Below are 22,298 nucleotides of genomic sequence, written 5' to 3'. Positions count from 1 at the left end.
CGAAGGAAAAAGAGAAGTCAATTGAGTTAAGAAATAATAAGTGAACAGATATGACAGGTGATTCATGAATGATTAGCAGAGTTTAAATGAGATTTTTTTCATTTTATCATGATATCATTGAGAAAAACTTATCCTCCTAAAGTACAAAAAGAGTGATTATTTCCTAGGAAATAATCACTCTTTTTTATCACAGATAACCGTCCATAAAACTCGGGGCAACAACGGGTTTCGATGGGGCGAGTAACCGCAAATCTTTACTCGTCCCACCGGAACCATATGCATGACCTACATCCTGTAGGTCTAACTCCCATTGATTGATGTTTCGTTTTATCTTTCAAAGGAAAGTAAGTCTTTTATTTCATCTTTATTTAACGAAGATAGCAATGTTTCCCCTGGTTGAATAATTTCATCAACTAGCTTGCGTTTTTTCTCTTGGAGTTGAAAGATTTTCTCTTCAATTGTTCCTTCTGTAATCAATCGGATCACTTCGACTTTTTTGGTTTGGCCAATTCGGTGGGCACGTCCAGCAGCTTGTTCTTCAACAGCTGGATTCCACCAGAGGTCAAATAAGATGACGGTGTCAGCACCGGTCAAATTCAAACCAGTTCCACCCGCTTTTAAAGAGATGATAAATATTTCACGTTCACCATTATTAAAGGCGTCTGCCATGTCAACTCTGTTTTTTATTGGTGTTTGACCATCTAAATAAAAGGCTTGATAGTTTTGTTTTTCTAATTCTTCTTGAATAATTTTCAACATACTGGAAAATTGCGAGAAAATTAAGATCCGACGATTATCAACTCGTAATTGTTCAATAATGGTCATTAAAAGCTCTAGCTTACCAGAGCCCTCTTGATAATTTTCTAAAAACAAACGTGGGTGACAACAAATTTGTCGTAACCGTGTCAAAGCAGTTAAAATCTCTAATTTTTCTTGTTCAAATTGATCGGCTTCAATGACGGTATTGAGCTGTTGTTGCATTCGTTCCAGATAGGCAAGATAGACTTGCTTTTGTTCTTTGGTTAAATCACTGTATTGTTCAAATTCAATTTTATCTGGTAAGTCAGGTAAAACATCTGTTTTCAAACGTCTTAAAATAAAAGGTTTGGTGATCTGCTTAATATAATCATTTTGATATTGGATAAACTGCTTTTTAGAACCAAGAAAACCAGGTGATAGGGTTTGAAAAATGGACCAAAGTTCTTCCAAGCGATTTTCAATCGGTGTCCCACTTAAAGCAAAATGCTGTTTTGCATGGATTTGACGAGTTGCTTTAGCTGTTTGAGTTAGATGATTCTTTATCGCTTGCGCTTCATCTAATATCATGACATCAAAATGAATACTTTTATATAAATCAATATCTTGTCTGATGAGAGGATATGAAGTAATCCAAACATCTGACTTTTGAGTTGTGTTAATTTTGGCTTTTCGCTCTACCTTTGTTCCGACAATGACATCTACATTAAGCGTAGGTGCGAATTTCTCAAATTCTTTTTTCCAATTATAAATCAATGATGCTGGGGCAATAATCAATGTTGGCCATTTCTGCTCTATGTCTTTCTCACTTAAAATAAAACTAATTGCTTGAATGGTTTTACCAAGTCCCATCTCGTCAGCTAAAATCCCACCGAGCTGATAACGGGCAAGTGATTTAAACCATTGAAAACCTATGACTTGATAATCCCTTAAACTAGCATTTAATGTGTCAGGGATTTGATAGTCAACAGTTTGTGGTGTATTTAAAGTTTCCAATAATTGTTTAAATGTTTCTGAATAACGTGTTTGTTTCTCGGTTAAAGCATGGTCAATTTGAATACTTCTTGCTGGACTTAGTTCAAGACTGGCTTGTTCCAAATCACGTTTTTTCAAATGGAGCTGATCAGCTAGGGCTTGAAAATTCTGAAAGGACTGGTCTTTTAGTTCGATCAAGCCACCATCTGTTAAGCGGTGATAGGATTTTTTTTCAATTAGTGCCTGCAACACTTCTTGAATATCTTGTTCGGAGATGCCATCCATGTTGAAATGAACATCCAACATGCCAGTAAATGCATTGACTTCAATATTTGTTTGGAGCTGATAAGGTTTGTCAGTTTTTAACGCTTTAACTTGATCCGTTAAATAAATCGTTGCTTCTTTTTCTAGTTCAGGCAAAAGATGATAAATAAAGTTATATATTCTTTCTTCATTAAAGAGCCAGTAACTTTGATTTAAATATCGAAAACCACTATCTTTTAGTTTATTAAGCATTAACTGTTCAGCTTGAAAATCTCTAATCAGAACCTGTTCGTCATCATTTGTTGTTTGATGAGGATAAACTTTTTTCTTCCCATATTGGAAGATCACAGCAAGGCTTAACGCTTCTTTCTGTGTTTCGAGGTAAAGTTTTATTTCAAGCGGAACTTTTTCAATCGTATGTTCAGCTTCCTGACTAAACGCCACTTCTCCGATTGATTTTAATTTTGGCAACACATAACCAATAAAATAGCTCATTTTATTTTTACTAATTTGATAAAGATTTTTTTGCCGATAGGGTAAGATTGCATAAATTTGAGCTAAGGTATTTTTTTGTTCAGTAGATAAAAAATAAAAATCATTATCACGATTTAAGTATTGATAATAGCTTGAAAAGTGATAAGTAAATAAATCTTTAAAATTGATAGTAAAGCTCTGATCTTTATTAACTTCGATTGGAAACGTGATGTTTGGCAACTGTTTGTGAAGATTCAATTCAGTTGTCGTTTCATTATTTTCTTTAATCAGTTGAAATGACTGGGTTTTAATTTTATCGAAAAATGTCTGGATCATAAATGGTGGTAGAGTGATCTCACGTTTATCACTCGCCAAAAAATCGATTGAATAAAGCTCAGTCTGGGTAACAGCTTGTTTGATTAAAGTTAATAGCTCTAAATCTGTTGCACCGATGAGATGCTCTTTCGGTTTATATGAAAATGTTTCAGTGATTTTATAGGTTTGGTTAAGATCGATAGCTTTAATGAATGCCGGTAAATCTTTAACGATAAAAAGCTGATTTTCACCGATTTTTAGACTGATTTTATAAATTGAATCTTGATTATAATTATGGCGTTTTTCTAGTAGCTGATAATTGAATTTAAGCTTTTTTTCTTTTGCTGCTAAGTCTGTTTGTTCAGCTTCAAACATCTCAATCATTCTCAACGGGAAAGGGTCTGTGAGATTAGTGGATGTTTGCTCTGTTAATATTTCCTTTTGTAAGTGATGTTTACTAATAGCTAAAAGAACGGCAGCAATATGTTTACAAGTAAAATGTGTACGGTAGGCAGGACAGTCGCATTTAGCTTCTAAATCATCATCGTCAAAGAAAAAAATTCTTACCTGATACTGACTACCTCCTTTAACGGTTGCACTCCATGAGTTGATGACTTGATTATAGCTTAATTTAATGACTCGCCCTTTGTTATACAAATCGACACCACGTCGATAAAAGCGCTGACCAGTAATGTTTAAGATATCTTCTGTTTCTAAATAAAATGGTGACATGATCTGCTCCTTGTTTATGATAAAGTGAAACTTCAATCCGTGAGTTGACTTTTGCTGTTTGGAACTTTGCTCAAAATAAGCAATACACCTATTTCTACATAGTTGGAAAGAATAAAGCTTTATCGGTGGTCATCATCTTAGTAAAACTAGGATTTTCGTGCTAAAAGATTGGGACTCAAGACAAGAAAACCACTTAGTCTTATGCTTATTTACCCTACCGAAGATAAGCTGATTTTTTTCTAACAAAATGATGTTTCACAGCTTTCCTTTGTGCGATTGATGACTTGATATAAAAGTAGTGAAGCCACTCATGTAAGTTTCATTTGAAATGACTTATCCGTTCAAACCATATAGATTAAGCCTTTATGAGCTGTTACCTCAATTTATAATTATTAATGTTATTTTTAAATGAGAAGGTATTTGTATTTAACTAACAAAAAACCTATCCAATTATTATAACAAATTTTAATGAAAAATGATTGATTATTGATCCGCAATTAATAATTGACAGACTAAAGCTAAATGTGCTACTTTCAATAACGATATTAAAATAAAAGTTATAGAAGGTTATCAAATGACATTAAAAGAAGAAGTTAACAAACGAAAGACATTTGCAATTATTTCACACCCAGATGCCGGGAAAACAACCCTGACAGAAAAATTGTTATGGTTAGGTAATCAGATTCGATCTGCCGGTACTGTAAAAGGTAAGAAATCAGGAAAGTTTGCGACATCAGATTGGATGGAAATTGAAAAGCAACGGGGGATTTCAGTTACATCCAGTGTAATGAATTTTTTATATCAAGGTTACAATGTTAATATTCTAGATACACCGGGACACGAGGATTTTAGTGAAGATACCTATCGAACGCTAACAGCAGTGGATAGCGTTATCATGATTATTGATGCAACGAAAGGGATTGAAGCGCAAACAATCAAACTGTTTAAAGTGTGTAAAATGCGGGGTATCCCTATTTTTACTTTTATAAATAAGTTGGATCGAGAAGGGCGAGATCCATTTGAACTATTAGAGCAAATAGAAGAAGTATTGGAAATTGAAACGTATCCGATCAATTGGCCTGCAGGAATGGGAAAGCGATTCTTAGGTATCTTTGATCGTTATCATGAGCAATTTGTAAAATTTGGTGGCAATGAGGAAGAAATGATGATCCCATATCAGGATTTAGTTGCTGGCAAATCCCCTGAATTAACTGAGCAACCGACTTATATTGAAACAGAAGAGGAGCTTGCTTTACTTGACGAAGCTGGTGATCCATTTTCATTAGACAAGGTCTTGCAAGGTGAGCAAACACCTGTATTTTTTGGCAGTGCACTCGCTCCATTTGGGGTAGAAACTTTTTTTAATACTTTTATTGAGATGGCACCAAGTCCAAAACCGAGAAAAACAACCGAAGGATTGATTCAGCCAGATCATGAACAATTTTCCGGCTTTATTTTTAAAATTCAAGCAAATATGAATCCAGCTCATCGTGATCGAGTTGCTTTTTTACGTGTTTGTTCAGGGCGATTTGAGAGAGGAATGGCGGTAAAACTGGCTCGAACAGATAAGACCATTAAACTCACCCAAACACAACAATTCCTTGCATCCTCAAGAGATACAGTAGAAGAAGCCTATTCTGGTGATATTATCGGTATTTACGATCCGGGTTATTATCGAATTGGTGATACATTAATCGCTGGAAAAAGTCAGTTTCAGTATGATGAACTGCCACAATTTCCACCAGAATTATTTAAGCGAGTCACAGTAAAAAATGTAATGAAATCGAAGCAATTTAAAAAAGGTTTAGAACAATTGGTTCAAGAAGGAGCGATCCAATTATTTACCAGCTATCCATTTGAATCTGCTATTATTGGTGCAGTCGGTGAGCTCCAGTATCAAGTATTTGAACATCGTATGAAACACGAGTATAATGTAGAAGTCAGCTTTGAGTCAATAGGAGAACGGATTCCGCGTTGGCTTGATCAGGTAAAAGTTGATCCAAGTTTATTTGATGAGCGCAATATGTTAGTCAAGGATCGAGAAGGAAACTTTTTAGTTTTATTTAAAAGTGATTTTGCGTTAAATTGGTTTAAAGATAAGCATAAAGAGATAAAATTAATTGATTTATTTGAGGTGAATCAATATAACCAATCTTACTAATATAAAACTTGAGGAGCATTCCTCAAGTTTTTTCTAAAATATTTAAACTTTAATAAAGGATCGCTTGGCTTGGATTAAAGGCTAGAAAAAATAACCGCATTCAGAAAAAATAAAGGAATGTGAATTTTTTTACTTTTAAGTCGAATGTTCGTTCGCTTTTTTGTTCGATTTCCAGTATAATAGGTTTAGCAAATACATGGTAAGGTAAATGATAAGTAGAATGGAGGCGTTAATGATGGAACAAGCATTTGAACTCGTTTCAGACTATAAGCCGGAAGGGGACCAGCCAAAAGCTATTAAAGAGCTTGTCAAAGGTGTTAAAGATAATAAAAAGGCACAGACCTTGCTTGGAGCAACTGGGACAGGAAAGACGTTTACGGTATCTAATGTCGTACATGAAGTGAAAAAACCGACTTTAGTGATTGCACACAATAAAACACTTGCCGGTCAACTTTATAGTGAATTCAAGGAGTTTTTTCCAAACAATGCCGTTGAGTATTTCGTCAGTTACTATGACTATTATCAGCCTGAAGCCTATGTTCCGTCTACAGATACATTTATAGAAAAAGATGCGAGCATTAATGATGAAATTGATAAATTACGGCACTCCACAACATCATCCTTATTTGAACGGGAAGATGTTTTAATTGTTGCGAGTGTGTCTTGTATATATGGTTTAGGTTCACCGGAGGAATATCGAAAGCAAGTGCTTTCTCTTCGAGTAAATATGGAAAAAGATCGTGATCAACTTTTGCGAGATTTAGTTGATATTCAATATGCGCGCAATGATATTGATTTTCAACGTGGGACCTTTAGGGTACGTGGTGACTCCATTGAAATTATCCCAGCCTCAAGAGAAGAACATTGTGTCAGAGTTGAGTTTTTTGGTGATGAAATCGATCGGATTCGTGAAGTGGATGCGTTGACAGGTGAAATTATCGGTGATCGAGAGCACATCGCTATTTTCCCTGCTTCACACTTCGTTACCGGTGAGGATAAATTAAAAATTGCGATGAAAAATATTGAAGCAGAGTTAGAAGAGCAGCTCAAATATTTTCGGGAAAATGATAAGCTCCTTGAAGCTCAACGAATTGAACAGCGTACCCGTTATGATTTAGAAATGATGGCAGAGATGGGCTTTTGTTCAGGGATTGAGAATTATTCACGTCACTTGACATTACGTGAGGCGGGCTCAACACCTTATACACTAATTGATTATTTTCCTGATGATTTTATGATTGTCATTGATGAATCACATGTGACGTTACCCCAAATTCGTGGCATGTATAATGGTGACAGGGCAAGGAAGCAGGTACTTGTTGATCATGGTTTTAGATTACCATCAGCCCTGGATAATCGTCCGTTAACCTTTGAAGAATTTGAAGAAAAGGCGAATCAGCTTGTGTTTATCTCTGCCACACCGGGACCATATGAATTGGAGCATACACCTAAGATGACTGAACAAATCATCCGTCCAACGGGCTTACTGGATCCCAAAGTGAATGTTAGACCAATTGATGGTCAGATTGATGACCTGATTAGTGAAATTAACCAACGAGTGAAGAAAAATGAACGAACCTTAGTGACGACCTTAACGAAAAAGATGTCAGAAGATTTAACCGATTATTTAAAAGAAATCGGGATGAAGGTTGCTTATTTACACTCTGAAATCAAAACACTTGAACGAATTGAAGTGATTCGTGATTTGCGTGTGGGTAAATATGATGTTTTGGTTGGGATTAACCTCTTACGTGAAGGGTTGGATCTCCCAGAAGTATCATTGGTAGTTATTTTAGACGCGGATAAGGAAGGCTTTTTACGTTCAGAGCGTTCCTTGATCCAAACGATGGGAAGAGCGGCAAGGAATGAATCTGGACAAGTCATTATGTATGCTGATCGAATGACGGATTCGATGAAACAGGCCATTGATGAGACTGAACGGCGACGAGAAATTCAAGAAGCCTATAATAAAAAGCATGGTATTACTCCAAGAACGATTAGAAAAGAAGTACGTGATGTGATTCGGGCAACAATGGTAGCAGATGAACAAGCAGAATATCTAGAGGAACATCCGAAACTAACTGAATTAACGAAAGATGAACGTGCGAAGGTTATTGAAAAAATGGAACAAGAAATGAAACAAGCTGCTCGTGAATTAAACTTTGAAAAAGCAGCTGAATTACGTGATCTTGTACTTGAATTGAAAGCGGAAGGGTGAACGAAGTGACCAAGAAAAAAATTTCTATCAAAGGGGCACGCACACATAATTTAAAAAATATTGATGTTGATATTCCAAAAGATAAACTCGTTGTTCTGACGGGCCTATCTGGCTCGGGTAAATCATCACTTGCTTTTGATACCATTTATGCCGAGGGACAAAGACGTTATGTTGAGTCACTTTCAGCATATGCCCGACAGTTTTTAGGGCAAATGGATAAACCGGATGTTGATACGATAGCTGGCTTATCACCATCGATTTCAATCGATCAGAAAACAACAAGTAATAATCCGCGCTCAACAGTGGCGACGGTGACAGAGATTTATGATTACTTACGCTTATTATATGCTAGAATTGGGCATCCAACATGTCCAAATCATGGGATTGAAATTACTTCACAAACGATTGAACAAATGGTTGATCGTATTTTAGAATATCCTGAACGAACAAGATTACAAATTCTTGCGCCGGTTATTTCTGGGCGAAAAGGTGAGCATGTTAAACTGTTAGATAAGTTAAAAAAAGAAGGTTATATTCGTCTCCGCGTTGATGGTGAGATGGTGGAAATCAGCGATGAGATCAAATTAGAGAAAAATAAAAAACACTCAATTGATGTCGTGATTGACCGAATTATTATTAAGGATGGTGTAACCGCCCGATTGACTGACTCGCTAGAAGCTGCTTTAAAGCTAGGTGAAGGTCGAGCCATTGTGGATTTGATGGGTGAAGAAGAACTTCATTTTAACGAGCACCACGCTTGTCCCATTTGTGGTTTTTCAATCAGTGAGCTTGAACCTCGTCTGTTTTCTTTTAATGCTCCCTATGGTGCTTGTAAAGAATGTGATGGCTTAGGGCATAAACTTGAGGTTGATCAAGCACTTGTGATTCCTGATCCAACATTAACGTTGAATGAAGGAGCTATCCTTGCTTGGCAGCCGACTAGTTCGCAATACTATCCTCAATTATTGGCAAGTGTATGTAAGCATTATAAGATTGATATGGATACACCTGTTGATCAGTTACCGAAAGAACAGTTGGATAAAGTTTTACAGGGTAGTGGTGATGAGATGATCCACTTTAGCTATCAAAATGATTATGGTCTCACCCGTGAAACCGATATTCAATTCGAAGGTGTCCTTAACAATATTGCCAGACGCTACCATGAAACATCATCCGATTATACACGTGATCAGATGGAAAAATATATGGTTGAAAAAGCTTGTCCAGCATGTGATGGCTACCGCTTAAACGAAGAAGCAAGGTCGGTTTTAGTGAATGGAATTCATATTGGTGAATTCACGCGGATGTCGATCACAAAAGCGATTGAATTTTTATTGAGTCTAACCTTAACTGAAAAAGAAGTGAACATTGCCAGATTAATCTTAAAAGAATTAGAAAATCGATTAAGTTTCTTGGAAAATGTTGGGCTAGATTATTTAACACTTGCTCGAACAGCTGGGACTTTATCTGGTGGTGAAGCACAACGGATTCGACTTGCGACCCAAATTGGATCCGCATTAACAGGGGTTTTATATGTTCTTGATGAACCTTCAATTGGACTACATCAACGTGATAATAGTCGCTTAATTAACACTTTGAAAAAAATGCGTGATTTAGGGAACACATTAATTGTTGTTGAACATGATGAGGATACCATGCTAGCTGCTGATTATTTGATTGATATTGGGCCAGGTGCAGGTGAACATGGGGGTGAAGTTGTAGCTGGCGGAACACCCAAACAAGTGATGAGGAGTTCAAAATCTTTAACCGGTCAATATTTATCAGGTGATAAATTTATTCCACTACCAGCTGAACGTCGTCAGCCGGATGATCGTTTTATTGAAGTGATCGGAGCTGAGGAAAATAATTTGAAAGACATTGATGTTAAGATTCCTGTTGGTGTATTAACAACTGTGACTGGGGTATCGGGTTCAGGAAAAAGTAGTTTAATTAACGAAATTGTTCTTAAAAGTTTAGCAATGAATTTAAACCGAGCCCGGAAAAAACCTGGTAAATATAAAAGAATTAATGGGATCGACCATTTAGAAAAGGTGATTGATATTGATCAGTCACCGATTGGTCGGACACCTCGGTCTAACCCAGCCACATATACGGGTGTATTTGATGATGTTCGAGATGTATTTGCTCAAACAAATGAAGCGAAAGTCAGGGGCTATAAAAAGGGCAGATTCAGTTTTAATGTGAAAGGCGGTCGTTGTGAAGCCTGCCGTGGCGATGGTATAATTAGAATAGAAATGCACTTTTTACCAGACGTTTATGTTCCTTGTGAAGTTTGTCAGGGTAAACGTTATAATCGTGAAACACTTGAAGTAAAATATAAGGGTAAGAGCATTGCTGATATTTTAGCAATGAGAATTGAAGAAGCACTGGAATTTTTCAAAAATATTCCGAAAATCCAACGAAAATTGCAGACCATCTATGATGTGGGTTTAGGTTATATTCGACTAGGGCAGCCAGCAACCACATTATCTGGCGGGGAAGCTCAGCGCGTTAAATTAGCCAGTGAATTGCATCGTCGTTCAAACGGAAAAACACTTTACATTTTAGATGAACCGACAACAGGTTTACATGCGGCTGATATTGAACGACTCTTACAGGTTATTCAACGCTTAGTTGAAAGTGGAAACACCGTCGTTGTTATTGAACATAATCTCGATGTGATAAAAGCCGCTGATTATATTATTGATCTTGGTCCAGAAGGTGGCGATCGTGGGGGTACAATCGTAGCAACAGGAACTCCGGAAGCCGTGAGTGAAATAGAAGGCTCCTATACAGGCTCCTATTTGAAGCCGATTTTAGAACGCGATCGCAAGCGAATGGAAGAATGGGTTGACCAGGTTGGTATCAATTAAAAGAGGAGGATAACAAATGTCAAAAAGATTATATCGTTCAAACCAAAACGTGATGTTGGCTGGGGTATTAGCAGGCTTAGCTGAATATTTTAATATCGATCCAACAATTGTCCGTTTAGCATTTGCTGTTTTTTGGGTTGTTTCGGCTGGTGTTCCATTGACGATACTTTATATTATTGCAGCTATTATTATTCCTAAAAGCGATGTGTATGACCGATGACACGTTGGGTACTTTCATTAATCTTAAATGCAGTGGCGCTTTTGGTTGTAGCTGAAATTTTTACCGGTTTCCATGTGGAAACTTTTGGTGTCGCTATTTTAGCAAGTTTGATTTTGTCGATCCTAAATGTGATTGTTAAACCGATATTGGTTTTATTAACATTACCGATCACAGTTGTTTCACTCGGATTGTTTCTCTTTGTCATTAATGCGATCACCTTAATGTTAACCCAATCTTTGATCGGGTCTGATTTTGTAATCGAGAGCTTTGGTTTAGCGGTGATTGCCGCAATCGTTATTTCGATTATCAATTTATTTCTTAATAAGCTTATCAAAGACACCATACTAACGAGTAAATAACAAGAGTGCGGGCTGTCCAAAAGGTTACTTTTGAGACGGCCCTTTTTCCTACGATCAGCCAAGTGTTATTTTGTGTAATCTAATCTATAGTATGGTAACCTTTTGCGTGAATGTCGAAGCTTGTTCACAATTTTAACTTCCTCCTAGAAAATTTGAATAGAGCGGGCCTATTTGGTATTTCGATCGATAATTTAAGTCGAAATGTCGGATAGCGACTATCTTATCCAGTGTTTCGAGTTGCAATGGCAAGCCCAAACTTGGATAGAATATTTCAAGCGTATTTTTAATATTGGCAAAGAAAAATACAATTGAACAACATATACATCCTTGTGCAACAGTGCCCTTTTTCATGCGCTCAATATATATGGAATCCAATAGATAGAAAAAGGCACTCTAGTTAAATATGGAAATACTATGTGGCTGAAAGCAGGGTCACTCAAGTATCGACTCTTATGACAAACAGCTTATCCATATATGATGACTTATCATTAGGATATTGCATGATAATTGGATAATTTGACTGAATTGTATTCAGAATAATTGAATAAATGTATGCTATACTCATAAAAAGGACTGATTCGTGTGACTGAGACTTTTATAAAAGAATTCCAAGTTACTGAAAAACATGCTGCTTCAAAAGTAGGTTCAGGTGGTTTAGAAGTATTATCTACACCTTCCATGATTGCCTTCATGGAAAATACAGCCTACGAACAGTCCAAATCTTTTTTAACAAATGAAGAAACTACTGTTGGAATCGAGATTCAAGTAAAACACATTGCTCCTACTGCAATCGGAAAAACCGTTCAAGTAAAGGCTAGATTCTTGGAACGAAAGAAAAGAATTTTGACATTTCAAGTTGATGTTTATGATGGTGAATTATTGATTGGTGCTGCTGAACACAAACGAGCCATTGTTATTGGTGAAAGATTCATGAAAAACATACAACATTGAATTATTTAGTGAAAATGTCTCATCTTCAATCAAGATGAGACATTTCAATGATAAAGTGAAACTTATATTGACATATTTCGCATTTATTCATTTGACATCATAGGGGGGACGTATGAATTTTGTTTCTATTCCAATTGCCAGTCGAATAATGCTCTTCAGTTTAAGTGTTGATATAGAATCTTTTTTGAAATGCCAATCATTAACCTATATTTTAACCGCTCATTAAACTAGAAATTGAGGTGCAATATGAAACAAGTTTTATTACGATTTGATTTTAAAGGGCAAAGTCAGGCGTCTGAATCAATCCAGTTTACTCAACCAAATAAGATTTTTACAACTCACTCTGTTGATGAAGTAAAGCCTCTTCTCCAAGCTCTTGAAACGGAGCTTAGTCATGGGAAATATCTGGCTGGTTATTTATCGTATGAAGCGGCCCAAGCCTTTGTAGCTGAATATCAGACAGGCAAAGTAATGGAAATGCCACTTATCTGGTTTGCTAGCTTTGATCAGCCGGAGAAGGTAAAAGATGATCGGGACGAATCGAGTTATAATCTAACATCATGGCAGCCGATATCAACCTATCAAGATTATCAAGCAAATATTCAAGCAATTAAGGATGCGATCCAGAAAGGTGATACCAGTCAGGTCAATTATACGACACGTTTAACAAGTCAATTTAGTGGTGATACACTTGCCTTTTATCAGCAACTTCTTGAAAATCAACAAGCTTCTTACAGTGCATATTTAGATATCGGTCGTTTTCAGGTGTTGTCGGCTTCGCCTGAACTTTTCTTTAAGGTTGATCGGGACCAAATTATGACGAAGCCAATGAAAGGGACTATGAAACGAGGCAGAACCTTAGCAGAAGACCTTGCCCATCAACAGCATTTAATTCAATCTGAAAAAGAACGCACAGAGAATTTGATGATTGTTGATATATTAAAGAATGACTTAAAGAAGATTGCTGTTGCGGGAAGTGTTAAGACACCGAAATTATTAACGGTTGAAACCTATCCAACTGTTCACCAAATGACATCAACAGTAACTGCAACCCTGAAGGAGAATAGTCGGATGATCGACTGGTTTGAAGCGTTATTTCCTTGTGGTTCCATTACGGGTGCCCCCAGATTAAGGACAATGATGTATATCGATCAGCTAGAAGCGACCCCAAGAGAGGTATATTGTGGTGCTATTGGCTATGTTACCCCGGAACGGAAAGCGATTTTTAATGTCCCTATTCGTACAGTTGTGATTGATCAAAAAAATGATTCAGCTACATATGGAGTGGGCGGAGGAATTACTTCGGCATCTGAAACGGAGAGTGAGTATGCTGAAGTTCAAGCAAAAGCAGCTTTTTTAACGAAAAGGAAGCGTAATTTTTCTTTATTAGAGTCATTGTTGTTAACCAAAGGAACCTATCCATATTTAGCATATCACCTTGAACGGATAGAGCAATCTGCGCAATATTTTGCTTATTCATATAAGGCTCAAGTCCTTAAACAAAAGTTAGAGCAATTTGCTACTAACCATTTAACTGGTAATCATAAAGTTCGCCTGCTGCTTGATAAAAATGGTGAAATTGAATTGAACTCAGCAAAATTAACAGAGTCAATGGAATCAGTAACGACCTATATAGCTAAAAAACCAGTTGACATTAAGGATCCCTTTTTATATCACAAGACAACTGTTCGAGATCAATATCAAACATTAAGTATTGATCAGCAAGACAATTTTGCTACATTATTGTGGAATGAAAACGATCAGTTAACAGAATTTACAATTGGCAATCTAGTTCTAAAGATCGGTGATCAGTATCTTACTCCACCGATTGATTCAGGATTACTGGCTGGAACTTTTCGCCAATATTTATTGAATCAAAATCAAATTAAAGAACAAATTATAATGAAAGGTGATTTAAATAGAGCAGATGAAATTTGGTTAATCAATGCCGTTCGAGGTTGGGTAAAGGTAAAAGAGGTATTATAATTTGTAAACATAAAAACCTCCAAGTTATCTTTACTAAAAAAGGAGGATTTTTAGATCGGGAGTCGTGCGCTATGATAGAATAAATGCTACAATAAAGAAGCACATATCTAAAGTTAAGATAGATGGAGGGAATCCTGATGACTAAGGTACAAACGAAGGATTTAATCAAACAATTTAAATTAGAATTAATCACAGGTGAAAAAGGTTTAGATCGAGAATTTATCATGAGTGATATTTCTAGACCTGGTATCGAATTAACAGGATACTTCCGATACTATCCGAAAACACGCATTCAAGTCCTTGGAAAAACGGAAATATCCTATTTTAATGAATTATCTGAAGAAGAGCGGATTGACCGTTCAAAAAGACTATGTACAGATGTGACCCCATGTATTGTCATTACAAGAGGATTAGATGCACCGCAAGAATTGTTTAATGAGTGTGAAAAAGAAAATGTCCCTTTGCTTCGCTCACCCTATAAAACAACAAGAGTTGTCAGTCGTTTGACAAACTTTTTAGAAGCAAAATTTGCTCCATTCACTGCTATGCATGGTGTATTAGTTGATATTCATGGAGTAGGTGTACTGATCACAGGACAAAGCGGTGTAGGTAAGAGTGAAACAGCATTAGAACTCGTTAAACGGGGACATCGTTTAGTTGCAGATGATAGTGTTGAGATTCATCAAGAAGACTACGATCGTTTAATCGGAACTTCACCCGAGTTAATTGAACATTTACTTGAAATAAGAGGTCTAGGTATTATCAATGTGATGACCCTATTTGGTGCAAGTGCTGTTCGATCACAAAAAGAAATTGATTATGTCATTAATTTAGAAATCTGGGATGAAAAAAAACAATACGATCGAATTGGAATGGACGATGAGCTGATCCGAATCATCGATGTAGAAGTTCCTAAAACGACTTTACCTGTTCGTCCAGGACGTAATTTAGCAGTTATTATTGAAGTTGCAGCTATGAATTTCCGTCTTAAGCGATTAGGGGTTAACGCAGCCGAAGAGTTCTCAACTCGATTAACGAAAATGATAGATCAAGAAAAAACAAATATAGAGAATGGAATTACATTCGATTAATATTGAGGGGGAATTATTTTGGCATCATTAAATACAGCACTAAACCCAATTTTTCTTGAGCTTGGTCCGATTACAATCTATTGGTATGCGATTATTATCGTGTCAGGTGTGATTATTGGTTTATGGCTGGCAACAAAAGAAGGAGTACGTCTAGGCTTACCCAAAGATATTTTTAGTGATTTATTATTATGGGCATTACCGATTGCCATTATTTGTGCTCGACTATACTATGTCATTTTTGAATGGGAGCGATTTATTGGCAGACCGTGGTGGAGTGTATTTGCCGTTTGGGAAGGTGGTATTGCCATTCATGGTGCATTGATTGGTGCAGTGATCACCGCTATTATCTTCGCCAATCGCAAAAAGGTTTCCTTCTGGAAGCTAGCAGATATCGCTGCTCCAAGTCTTATCATCGGACAGGCTATTGGACGTTGGGGTAATTTTATGAATCAGGAAGCACATGGCGGTCCAGTGTCAGATGCTGTTTATGAGAATTTTATTCGTTTTCTTCCTGACTTTATTGAGAACCAAATGGTGATCGATGGTGTTCTTTACCATCCAACGTTTTTATATGAATCCGTTTGGAATTTACTCGTATTCGGAGGTTTATTATGGTTAAGAAAGCGGAATCCACTTCGAGGCGAAGTCTTTATTAATTATGTCATCTGGTACTCAGTTGGTCGTTTCTTTATCGAGGGCTTACGAACAGATAGTCTTTATATTTTTGGTTTGTTAAGAACGGCACAACTAATGTCCATTGTCTTAATTATTGCAGGTGTTATTTTGATCATTTATCGACGTAAAAATAATTTAGTAGATGTCAAGTATAATGGCAAAAAAGTTTAGTAATCAAACCTGCTAATTTTCCAAGAGGTTGTTCAAAAAGTTTGGTGAAAATGACATATCGAGGATAGAAGAGCTTCGACTAACCATCGACATGTTTTGGGGCTGTGGTTACTCGTCTCACCGAGGGCATTTGTGGACATACAGAACTCATCACAATTTGTGAAAGCCGCGGTACTCAAAGCTGACGCGAACTACTCAGTTCTTTTTATCCTCTTTTTGAACACGTATTTTAAGCTGGATCAACAGGTTGTTTGTAAAATCAGCTTTATATTTTCTTTACTGCTTGGGCTTTTATTAATCGGCAAGTTAGAAAGAGAAAATAGATAGTTAGAGATATCATTTCACAGATAAGGGGTAGGAAAATTTGAAAATAAAAACTTTATTATTTGATTTAGATGGAACATTGATTGATACCAATCCATTAATTATCGCATCATTCATATATGCAATAGAAAAACATACGGGTAAGACTTACTCAGAGGAAGCTATCCTACCGTTCATTGGTCCACCATTAATTGAATCGATGAAAAAAATAGATCCAGAACAAGCCGAGGCAATGATGGATACATATATAGAGCATAACTTAGCTAATCATGAGACCCATGTTAAACCTTATCCAACTGTCGTCGAAACGATAAAGACGTTGCATGAAAAAGGTTATCGACTGGCTATTGTCACAACAAAAATAACGGGTACAGCTAAATTAGGACTGAAAATCACTGGATTAGAGCCATATTTTGATGTCGTGATTGGCTTGAATGAGGTTGAACATGCTAAACCACATCCAGAACCTATCTTTAAAGCACTAGAGGCTTTAAACGAAACACCAGTCGATGCCCTAATGGTTGGTGATAATTACCATGATGTAGAGGCTGGTCAAAATGCTGGAACAAAGACAGCAGGTGTAGCTTGGTCAATTAAAGGGAGAGAAAGTTTAGAAGCATTAAGACCTGATTATATGTTAGAGAAACTAGCTGATTTATTAACGATATTAGAGGTGGAATAAATGCGTAAAACCGAGCGTTTCCCAGTTGAGGGATCAAATGCGCTTTGGCAAATGTATAAAACGGTCCCTTTTTTAAAAGTGATGAAAAATTTTCTTGTCATCCAACTTGCTCGCTATACACCTTGGTTACCAATGAAAAACTGGTTATACCGAAATTTGCTCGGCATGAAAGTTGGAGATAAAACCGCATTTGCCTTAATGGTTATGGTTGATCTCATGTTCCCAGAACGAATATCAGTTGGTGAGGATTCAGTGATTGGTTACAATACGACAATTTTAACACATGAATATTTAATCGATCAGTATCGTTTAGGAGATATCCAGATTGGTCATCAAGTGATGATTGGTGCGAATTCGACTATATTACCAGGTGTAACTATTGGTGATGGTGCGGTTGTTGCAGCTGGAACGATTGTTACGAAAGATGTAGAAGCTGGAAGTTTTGTTGCAGGCAACCCGATGCGAGTCGTACATACAGCAGATGAAATGGTAAAAAATAAAACAGATTAATTTTACCAGGGTGTAGGGGGCAAATAGATGGGACTATCAAATCGAAATCGTGAGGAAACAAAACGCTCACTGCAAGGTCAAACGCATGATCTATTGATCATTGGTGGAGGACTAACCGGAGCCAGTATCGCATTAGATGCAGTGACAAGGGGAATCAACACTGTTTTATTAGAGATGAATGATTTTGGTTCTGGTGCTTCTGCTCGCCAAAGTATGTTAATATCCGAACAAGATAACTATAATTATAAAACGTGGAAACAATTAGAGACCGAAAAAAAAGTGATTGTTGATAATTTTTCAGCCTTGTATCAGCCGGTAAATGGTCTGCACATCAAATATAAAGGTGATCTTGATATTACAGGTTTTTCCACGGTTAAGAAGGGCTTACTTTATCCCTTTAAAAGAAGAGCTGGTTATAATGCATCGCAATTATTAAGAAAAAGAGAGACACTTAGCCTTGAACCACAGCTTAGTCCTGTTAAATTAGAAGGTGGGGTGCTTTACGACAATGGTTTAATTGATCGCTCTGCAATGACCATTGAGCTTTTAAAAAAAGCAAACCAATTAGGAACAAGAATGATGAATTATTTAAAAGTCATTCGGTTTATTTATGATGAAAATAATCAAATAAAAGGGGTAGAAACTGAGGATCAAATAACGGGTGAAGTGACGATGATTTATTCACATCGCATTATTAATGCGACAAGTCATTCGATTGAGCAAATGATAACATTAGATTCATCGGCTCCCAAAATTAATTTTTCATCAATTATAAATAAGAAAACTCAATTTCTCATTAATGAAGTAACGCCCCCAATTGAACATGTACTATCCATTAACGATAGCAAAAGTGGAGCATTTATAACGGCTATTCCATTTAGAGATCAGATCATGATTACGTCTACTGAAAAGGTAACAAAGCCGATTGCCTTTGATCAAAACGTTACAGAAGATAAATTAAAACAACTTTTAGCTGTGTTTAATCGATTGATCTTAAATCAAGACTTGACAGTTGATCATCTTTCAGGTGTGAGTGTTGCTTATGAAATAAAGTATCAACCTAAAAGCGATTTGGCAGAATTTGCTTTGATTTCAAAATCGGGCCTAATTTCAGTTTTAGGAACGTCAATGGTTTCCTATCGTTTATATGCAAGTAAAATTGTTGATGCGATAGCTAAAACGTTTAAAAAAGAATTGAACATTTTCTATTCTGAATCGGATACCAAACTTATTTCTATCAATAAAAGGAGTCAAATTCCTGTGGAGGATTTAGAACAGATAGAGGTTCCCTTGGCAATAGAAGATGATGAATTAAAGGATATAATGAACGGCTATGGCGATCAAGCAGCAGATTTATTATCATATTTTAAACAGTGTGATTCATATATGAGTAGCTATCAAATTGATCGATTACTCTGTGCTGAGTTATTATATTGTATTGAAAATGCAGCAATCTACACACCACTAGATTTTTTTATTCGGCGCTCGAGATTAAGTTATGATCAAATTAATCTACGGAATCAATTAAATGGGGTGTTGAATTTGTTAGCTGATCAATTAGCATGGACGAAAGAAGAACGCTCTTATTTTGAAAGGGAAATGAGGATTTGGTTGAGGAATCAGAGCAATTAGCTGTGAAGAAAGTCATTGTTACTGTTAAAAACCGCCAAATTTTAGCTGATACATTTGATGGGACGAGTAATCGTACTAAGGAAAGCTACGAAGTATTTGCGATTACTCGCCCCACCGGAAACAGCTGGGGTTTCGGTTACTCACCCCAGCGAAAGGACTTGGGACTGGGGCGCCCCACCGGAGACATCTACATAACCTACATCCTATAGGTCTCACTCCCGCTGATTGAAGTTTCGCTTTATAAACGATTAATTATATCAAGGAAGGCTATCAAGTATTTATACGGCAAGAATAAGTGTCTTTCTTATTCTAAATGTCAGTCTCAAAGAAGTCATTTGACAAAGTAGAATTTTTAAGTATTTTAGTGAAATTCGACTTATAGCTATACTTAAGAATCTTCGGTTTATACCCCTCATCTCCTTTGAGAACATCGAAGTTATTCATCTGTGTGGAAGTAAAACCTTCGTTTTATTTATACAATTATCAATAAAATCTTATCCTTCTAATCGAGCAAGTATAAGTTAAATTAATGCTTACAATGGAGCTTCGACTATGTTCACCATATCCTATGCGAACGTTGAAGCCAGCGCATTTCTGTGTGCTAGTTTTTCTAAACATCTATGACGGATTGAAAAAAAGCTAATATCACTCGTCATTATATAAAAAATGATAAAAGAGGCGACATATGACGAAAACGAATAACAGACAAACAAATAAGCATACTAAGGCTGTCATCCCCTTCATTCCAGAAGCTGAGTTTTATTTTTCAAAAGGGGTTGACGCATTTTATAAAAGAAAATTTGATATTGCCCTAAAGTGGATCAAAAAAGCTGCTGAAGCGGACCCAAATGAGGCTCTTTACCCGGCACAAATGTCAATCATTCATACTGAAATGGGGGCTTATCATTTAGCGAATCAAATATTAACAGATCTTATCGAAAATCACGGCGAGGATTATGCAGATTGCTATTATTTAATCGCAAACAACTATGCCCATCTCGGTTTGTTAAAAGATGCCCAAAAATATGCCTCAATTTATTTAGAAAAAGAGCCAGATGGAGAGTTCAAATCGGAGACCGAACAACTTTTGACATTGTTAGAACTCAGTTTATCAGATGATGAAGAGGGGATTGATTTTCTTCAAGAAGATGAAATTATGATTTATCAAGAAACAGCCTTTCATCATTTGCAACGAAAAGAGTGGCAATCAGCCTGTACCATTTTAACTGAAATGATCAAGTTATTTCCCAATCATACCATGGCACAGCATCAGTATCATTACGCTCTTTTCTTTTTAGGCGAACGGGAAAAAGCTATTGAATTAGAAAAAAGGTTATATCAGCAACAGCCTGAATCCACACATACGATGACAAATTTAATTGTCTTTTATTATGAAGTGGGAAAACTCGGACAGGTTGAAACTCTTTTTGAAAAATTAAAAAATGTTTATCCGATCCATTTTGAACAATCTTTACGAATTGCGATCGCATTTGCACATATCAATCGATTTGATCAAGCCTATCAACGTTTAAGTACACTTCCAAAAGCAAAACTAAAATATCATCTTGATTACTTTCGATATTTTGCTAAAACAGCTTACGCTTTGAATTTAAAAAATCAAGCGAAAAAAATTTGGGCTGAAGGTTGTAGGTTGCATGCTGACTTAGCTTCTGAAGCATTGCCATGGTTTGATTAATATCATTCTGAGCAGATAAGTAGACGATAATTATTAAAAATACGATAATGGGTATATAAATGGATTAGGTTTAGGAAATTGAGTTGAAGGGATGAGAGTGAAAATGTCAGAACAACGTATTTATGATGTTATTATTATAGGGGCTGGCCCGGCTGGAATGACAGCTGCTGTTTATGCTTCACGAGCAAATTTAGACACCTTAATGATTGAACGTGGAATACCAGGAGGACAAATGGCTAATACTGAGGATGTTGAAAATTATCCTGGCTATGAGAGTATATTAGGACCTGATTTATCGAACAAAATGTTTGAACATGCAAAAAAGTTTGGTGCTGAGTATGCATATGGTAATATCACTGAGATTATTAATGATCGCACATATAAAACAGTTATCGCTGGTGATAAAGAATATCGAACAAAAACAATCATTATTGGGACTGGTGCCAAACATAAAAACTTAGGCGTACCAGGCGAAGAAGAACTTTCAGGTCGAGGTGTTTCTTACTGTGCCGTTTGTGATGGCGCCTTTTTCAAAGACAAAGAATTAATTGTTGTTGGTGGAGGTGACTCTGCAGTTGAAGAGGGTGTTTATTTAACCCGTTTTGCTAGTAAAGTAACGATTGTTCACCGAAGAGATGCCTTACGTGCGCAAAAAATATTGCAAGATCGTGCTTTTAAAAACGACAAGGTCGATTTTATTTGGGATACTGTACTGAATTCAATTAATGAGCGTGATGGAAAAGTTGGTTCAGTCACCTTAGAAAATGTCAAAACAGGCGAAGTCTATGAGCAAGCTGCTGACGGGACATTTATTTATATTGGTTTAGAACCCCTTAGTGAACCATTTAAAGCTTTAGGAATTACAAATGAAGAGGGATATATCCCAACAAATGAAAATATGGAAACCAACATTCCAGGTATTTTCGCCGCAGGAGATATTCGTGAAAAAACTTTACGTCAAATTGTCACAGCCACTGGTGATGGAAGTATTGCCGCTGAAAGTGCCCAATCTTATGTTGAGCAATTAGAAGAACAACTAGAAAAGGTGAATTAATTTTACTGAAAAAAATCATTCAACTATTGAATGATCAGAATAGAATATCATTTGGCATTTGAAATATTAGTTTAAAGAAGATTTACCTTATTTTAATCAGCCTGTAACATGACTGAAACACACATGGGGTATACTATAAGTAATTAATTAACCCCCTTTTTTAAATATATTTCATTGAC

At 36.4% G+C, this 22,298-nt stretch carries 15 protein-coding genes; 14 read left to right on the top strand and 1 reads right to left on the bottom strand.

The features are described from left to right. Positions 1-327: 327 nt before the first annotated feature. Entirely contained in the window at positions 328-3,516 is a 3,189-nt protein-coding gene (locus ACS127_RS17625; RefSeq protein ID WP_440896319.1) for an SNF2 helicase associated domain-containing protein, read from the bottom strand. A gap of 574 nt (positions 3,517-4,090) precedes the next feature. Here ACS127_RS17625 and ACS127_RS17620 point away from each other — a divergent pair. The 14 genes from ACS127_RS17620 to trxB all read left to right on the top strand — a co-directional run bounded on the left by ACS127_RS17620 (position 4,091) and on the right by trxB (position 22,119). Next, the gene (locus ACS127_RS17620; protein ID WP_440896318.1) at positions 4,091-5,677 is read left to right on the top strand and encodes a peptide chain release factor 3; all 1,587 of its coding nucleotides are present in this window, start codon (positions 4,091-4,093) and stop codon (positions 5,675-5,677) included. A 235-nt stretch (positions 5,678-5,912) separates the two neighbouring features. Then, positions 5,913-7,895, top strand: coding sequence for an excinuclease ABC subunit UvrB (gene uvrB, locus ACS127_RS17615; protein WP_440896317.1), 1,983 nt, complete (start codon positions 5,913-5,915; stop codon positions 7,893-7,895). A 5-nt stretch (positions 7,896-7,900) separates the two neighbouring features. Beyond that, positions 7,901-10,768, top strand: coding sequence for an excinuclease ABC subunit UvrA (gene uvrA / locus ACS127_RS17610; protein WP_440896316.1), 2,868 nt, complete (start codon positions 7,901-7,903; stop codon positions 10,766-10,768). A gap of 16 nt (positions 10,769-10,784) precedes the next feature. Further along, positions 10,785-10,988, top strand: a complete 204-nt coding sequence (locus ACS127_RS17605; RefSeq protein WP_440896315.1) for a PspC domain-containing protein — start codon at positions 10,785-10,787, stop codon at positions 10,986-10,988. After that, positions 10,985-11,347: a phage holin family protein gene (locus tag ACS127_RS17600; protein ID WP_440896314.1), complete on the top strand. Its 363-nt coding sequence runs from the start codon at positions 10,985-10,987 to the stop codon at positions 11,345-11,347. The genes ACS127_RS17605 and ACS127_RS17600 overlap by 4 nt, the downstream gene beginning before the upstream one ends. Before the next feature lie 582 nt (positions 11,348-11,929). Then, positions 11,930-12,298, top strand: a complete 369-nt coding sequence (locus tag ACS127_RS17595; protein WP_440896313.1) for a thioesterase family protein — start codon at positions 11,930-11,932, stop codon at positions 12,296-12,298. A 246-nt stretch (positions 12,299-12,544) separates the two neighbouring features. Then, complete coding sequence (pabB, locus tag ACS127_RS17590) at positions 12,545-14,284, top strand: aminodeoxychorismate synthase component I (protein ID WP_440896312.1); 1,740 nt, start codon at positions 12,545-12,547, stop codon at positions 14,282-14,284. Between the two features lie 137 nt (positions 14,285-14,421). Further along, positions 14,422-15,375, top strand: a complete 954-nt coding sequence (gene hprK, locus ACS127_RS17585; RefSeq protein ID WP_440896311.1) for an HPr(Ser) kinase/phosphatase — start codon at positions 14,422-14,424, stop codon at positions 15,373-15,375. 18 nt (positions 15,376-15,393) lie between these two features. Then, entirely contained in the window at positions 15,394-16,221 is an 828-nt protein-coding gene (lgt, locus tag ACS127_RS17580; RefSeq protein WP_440896310.1) for a prolipoprotein diacylglyceryl transferase, read from the top strand. A gap of 364 nt (positions 16,222-16,585) precedes the next feature. Then, positions 16,586-17,227 (top strand): pyrophosphatase PpaX, encoded by a 642-nt coding sequence (ppaX, locus tag ACS127_RS17575; RefSeq protein WP_440896309.1) that lies wholly within the window; start codon positions 16,586-16,588, stop codon positions 17,225-17,227. Continuing rightward, positions 17,228-17,737 (top strand): acyltransferase, encoded by a 510-nt coding sequence (locus ACS127_RS17570; RefSeq protein WP_440896308.1) that lies wholly within the window; start codon positions 17,228-17,230, stop codon positions 17,735-17,737. A 27-nt stretch (positions 17,738-17,764) separates the two neighbouring features. Then, positions 17,765-19,369 carry an FAD-dependent oxidoreductase gene (locus ACS127_RS17565; RefSeq protein ID WP_440896307.1) on the top strand — a complete coding sequence of 535 codons (1,605 nt, stop codon included), beginning with the start codon at positions 17,765-17,767 and terminating at the stop codon, positions 19,367-19,369. 685 nt (positions 19,370-20,054) lie between these two features. Continuing rightward, positions 20,055-21,065: a tetratricopeptide repeat protein gene (locus ACS127_RS17560; protein ID WP_440896306.1), complete on the top strand. Its 1,011-nt coding sequence runs from the start codon at positions 20,055-20,057 to the stop codon at positions 21,063-21,065. Between the two features lie 103 nt (positions 21,066-21,168). Continuing rightward, positions 21,169-22,119 (top strand): thioredoxin-disulfide reductase, encoded by a 951-nt coding sequence (gene trxB / locus ACS127_RS17555; RefSeq protein ID WP_440896305.1) that lies wholly within the window; start codon positions 21,169-21,171, stop codon positions 22,117-22,119. Positions 22,120-22,298 lie beyond the last annotated feature (179 nt).

This window comes from Amphibacillus sp. Q70, from assembly GCF_052055485.1.
Classification (GTDB): Bacteria; Bacillota; Bacilli; order Bacillales; family Amphibacillaceae; genus Amphibacillus.
Note: the sequence above shows the minus strand (reverse complement) of the source record. Positions and strands in the feature narration are given on the sequence as shown.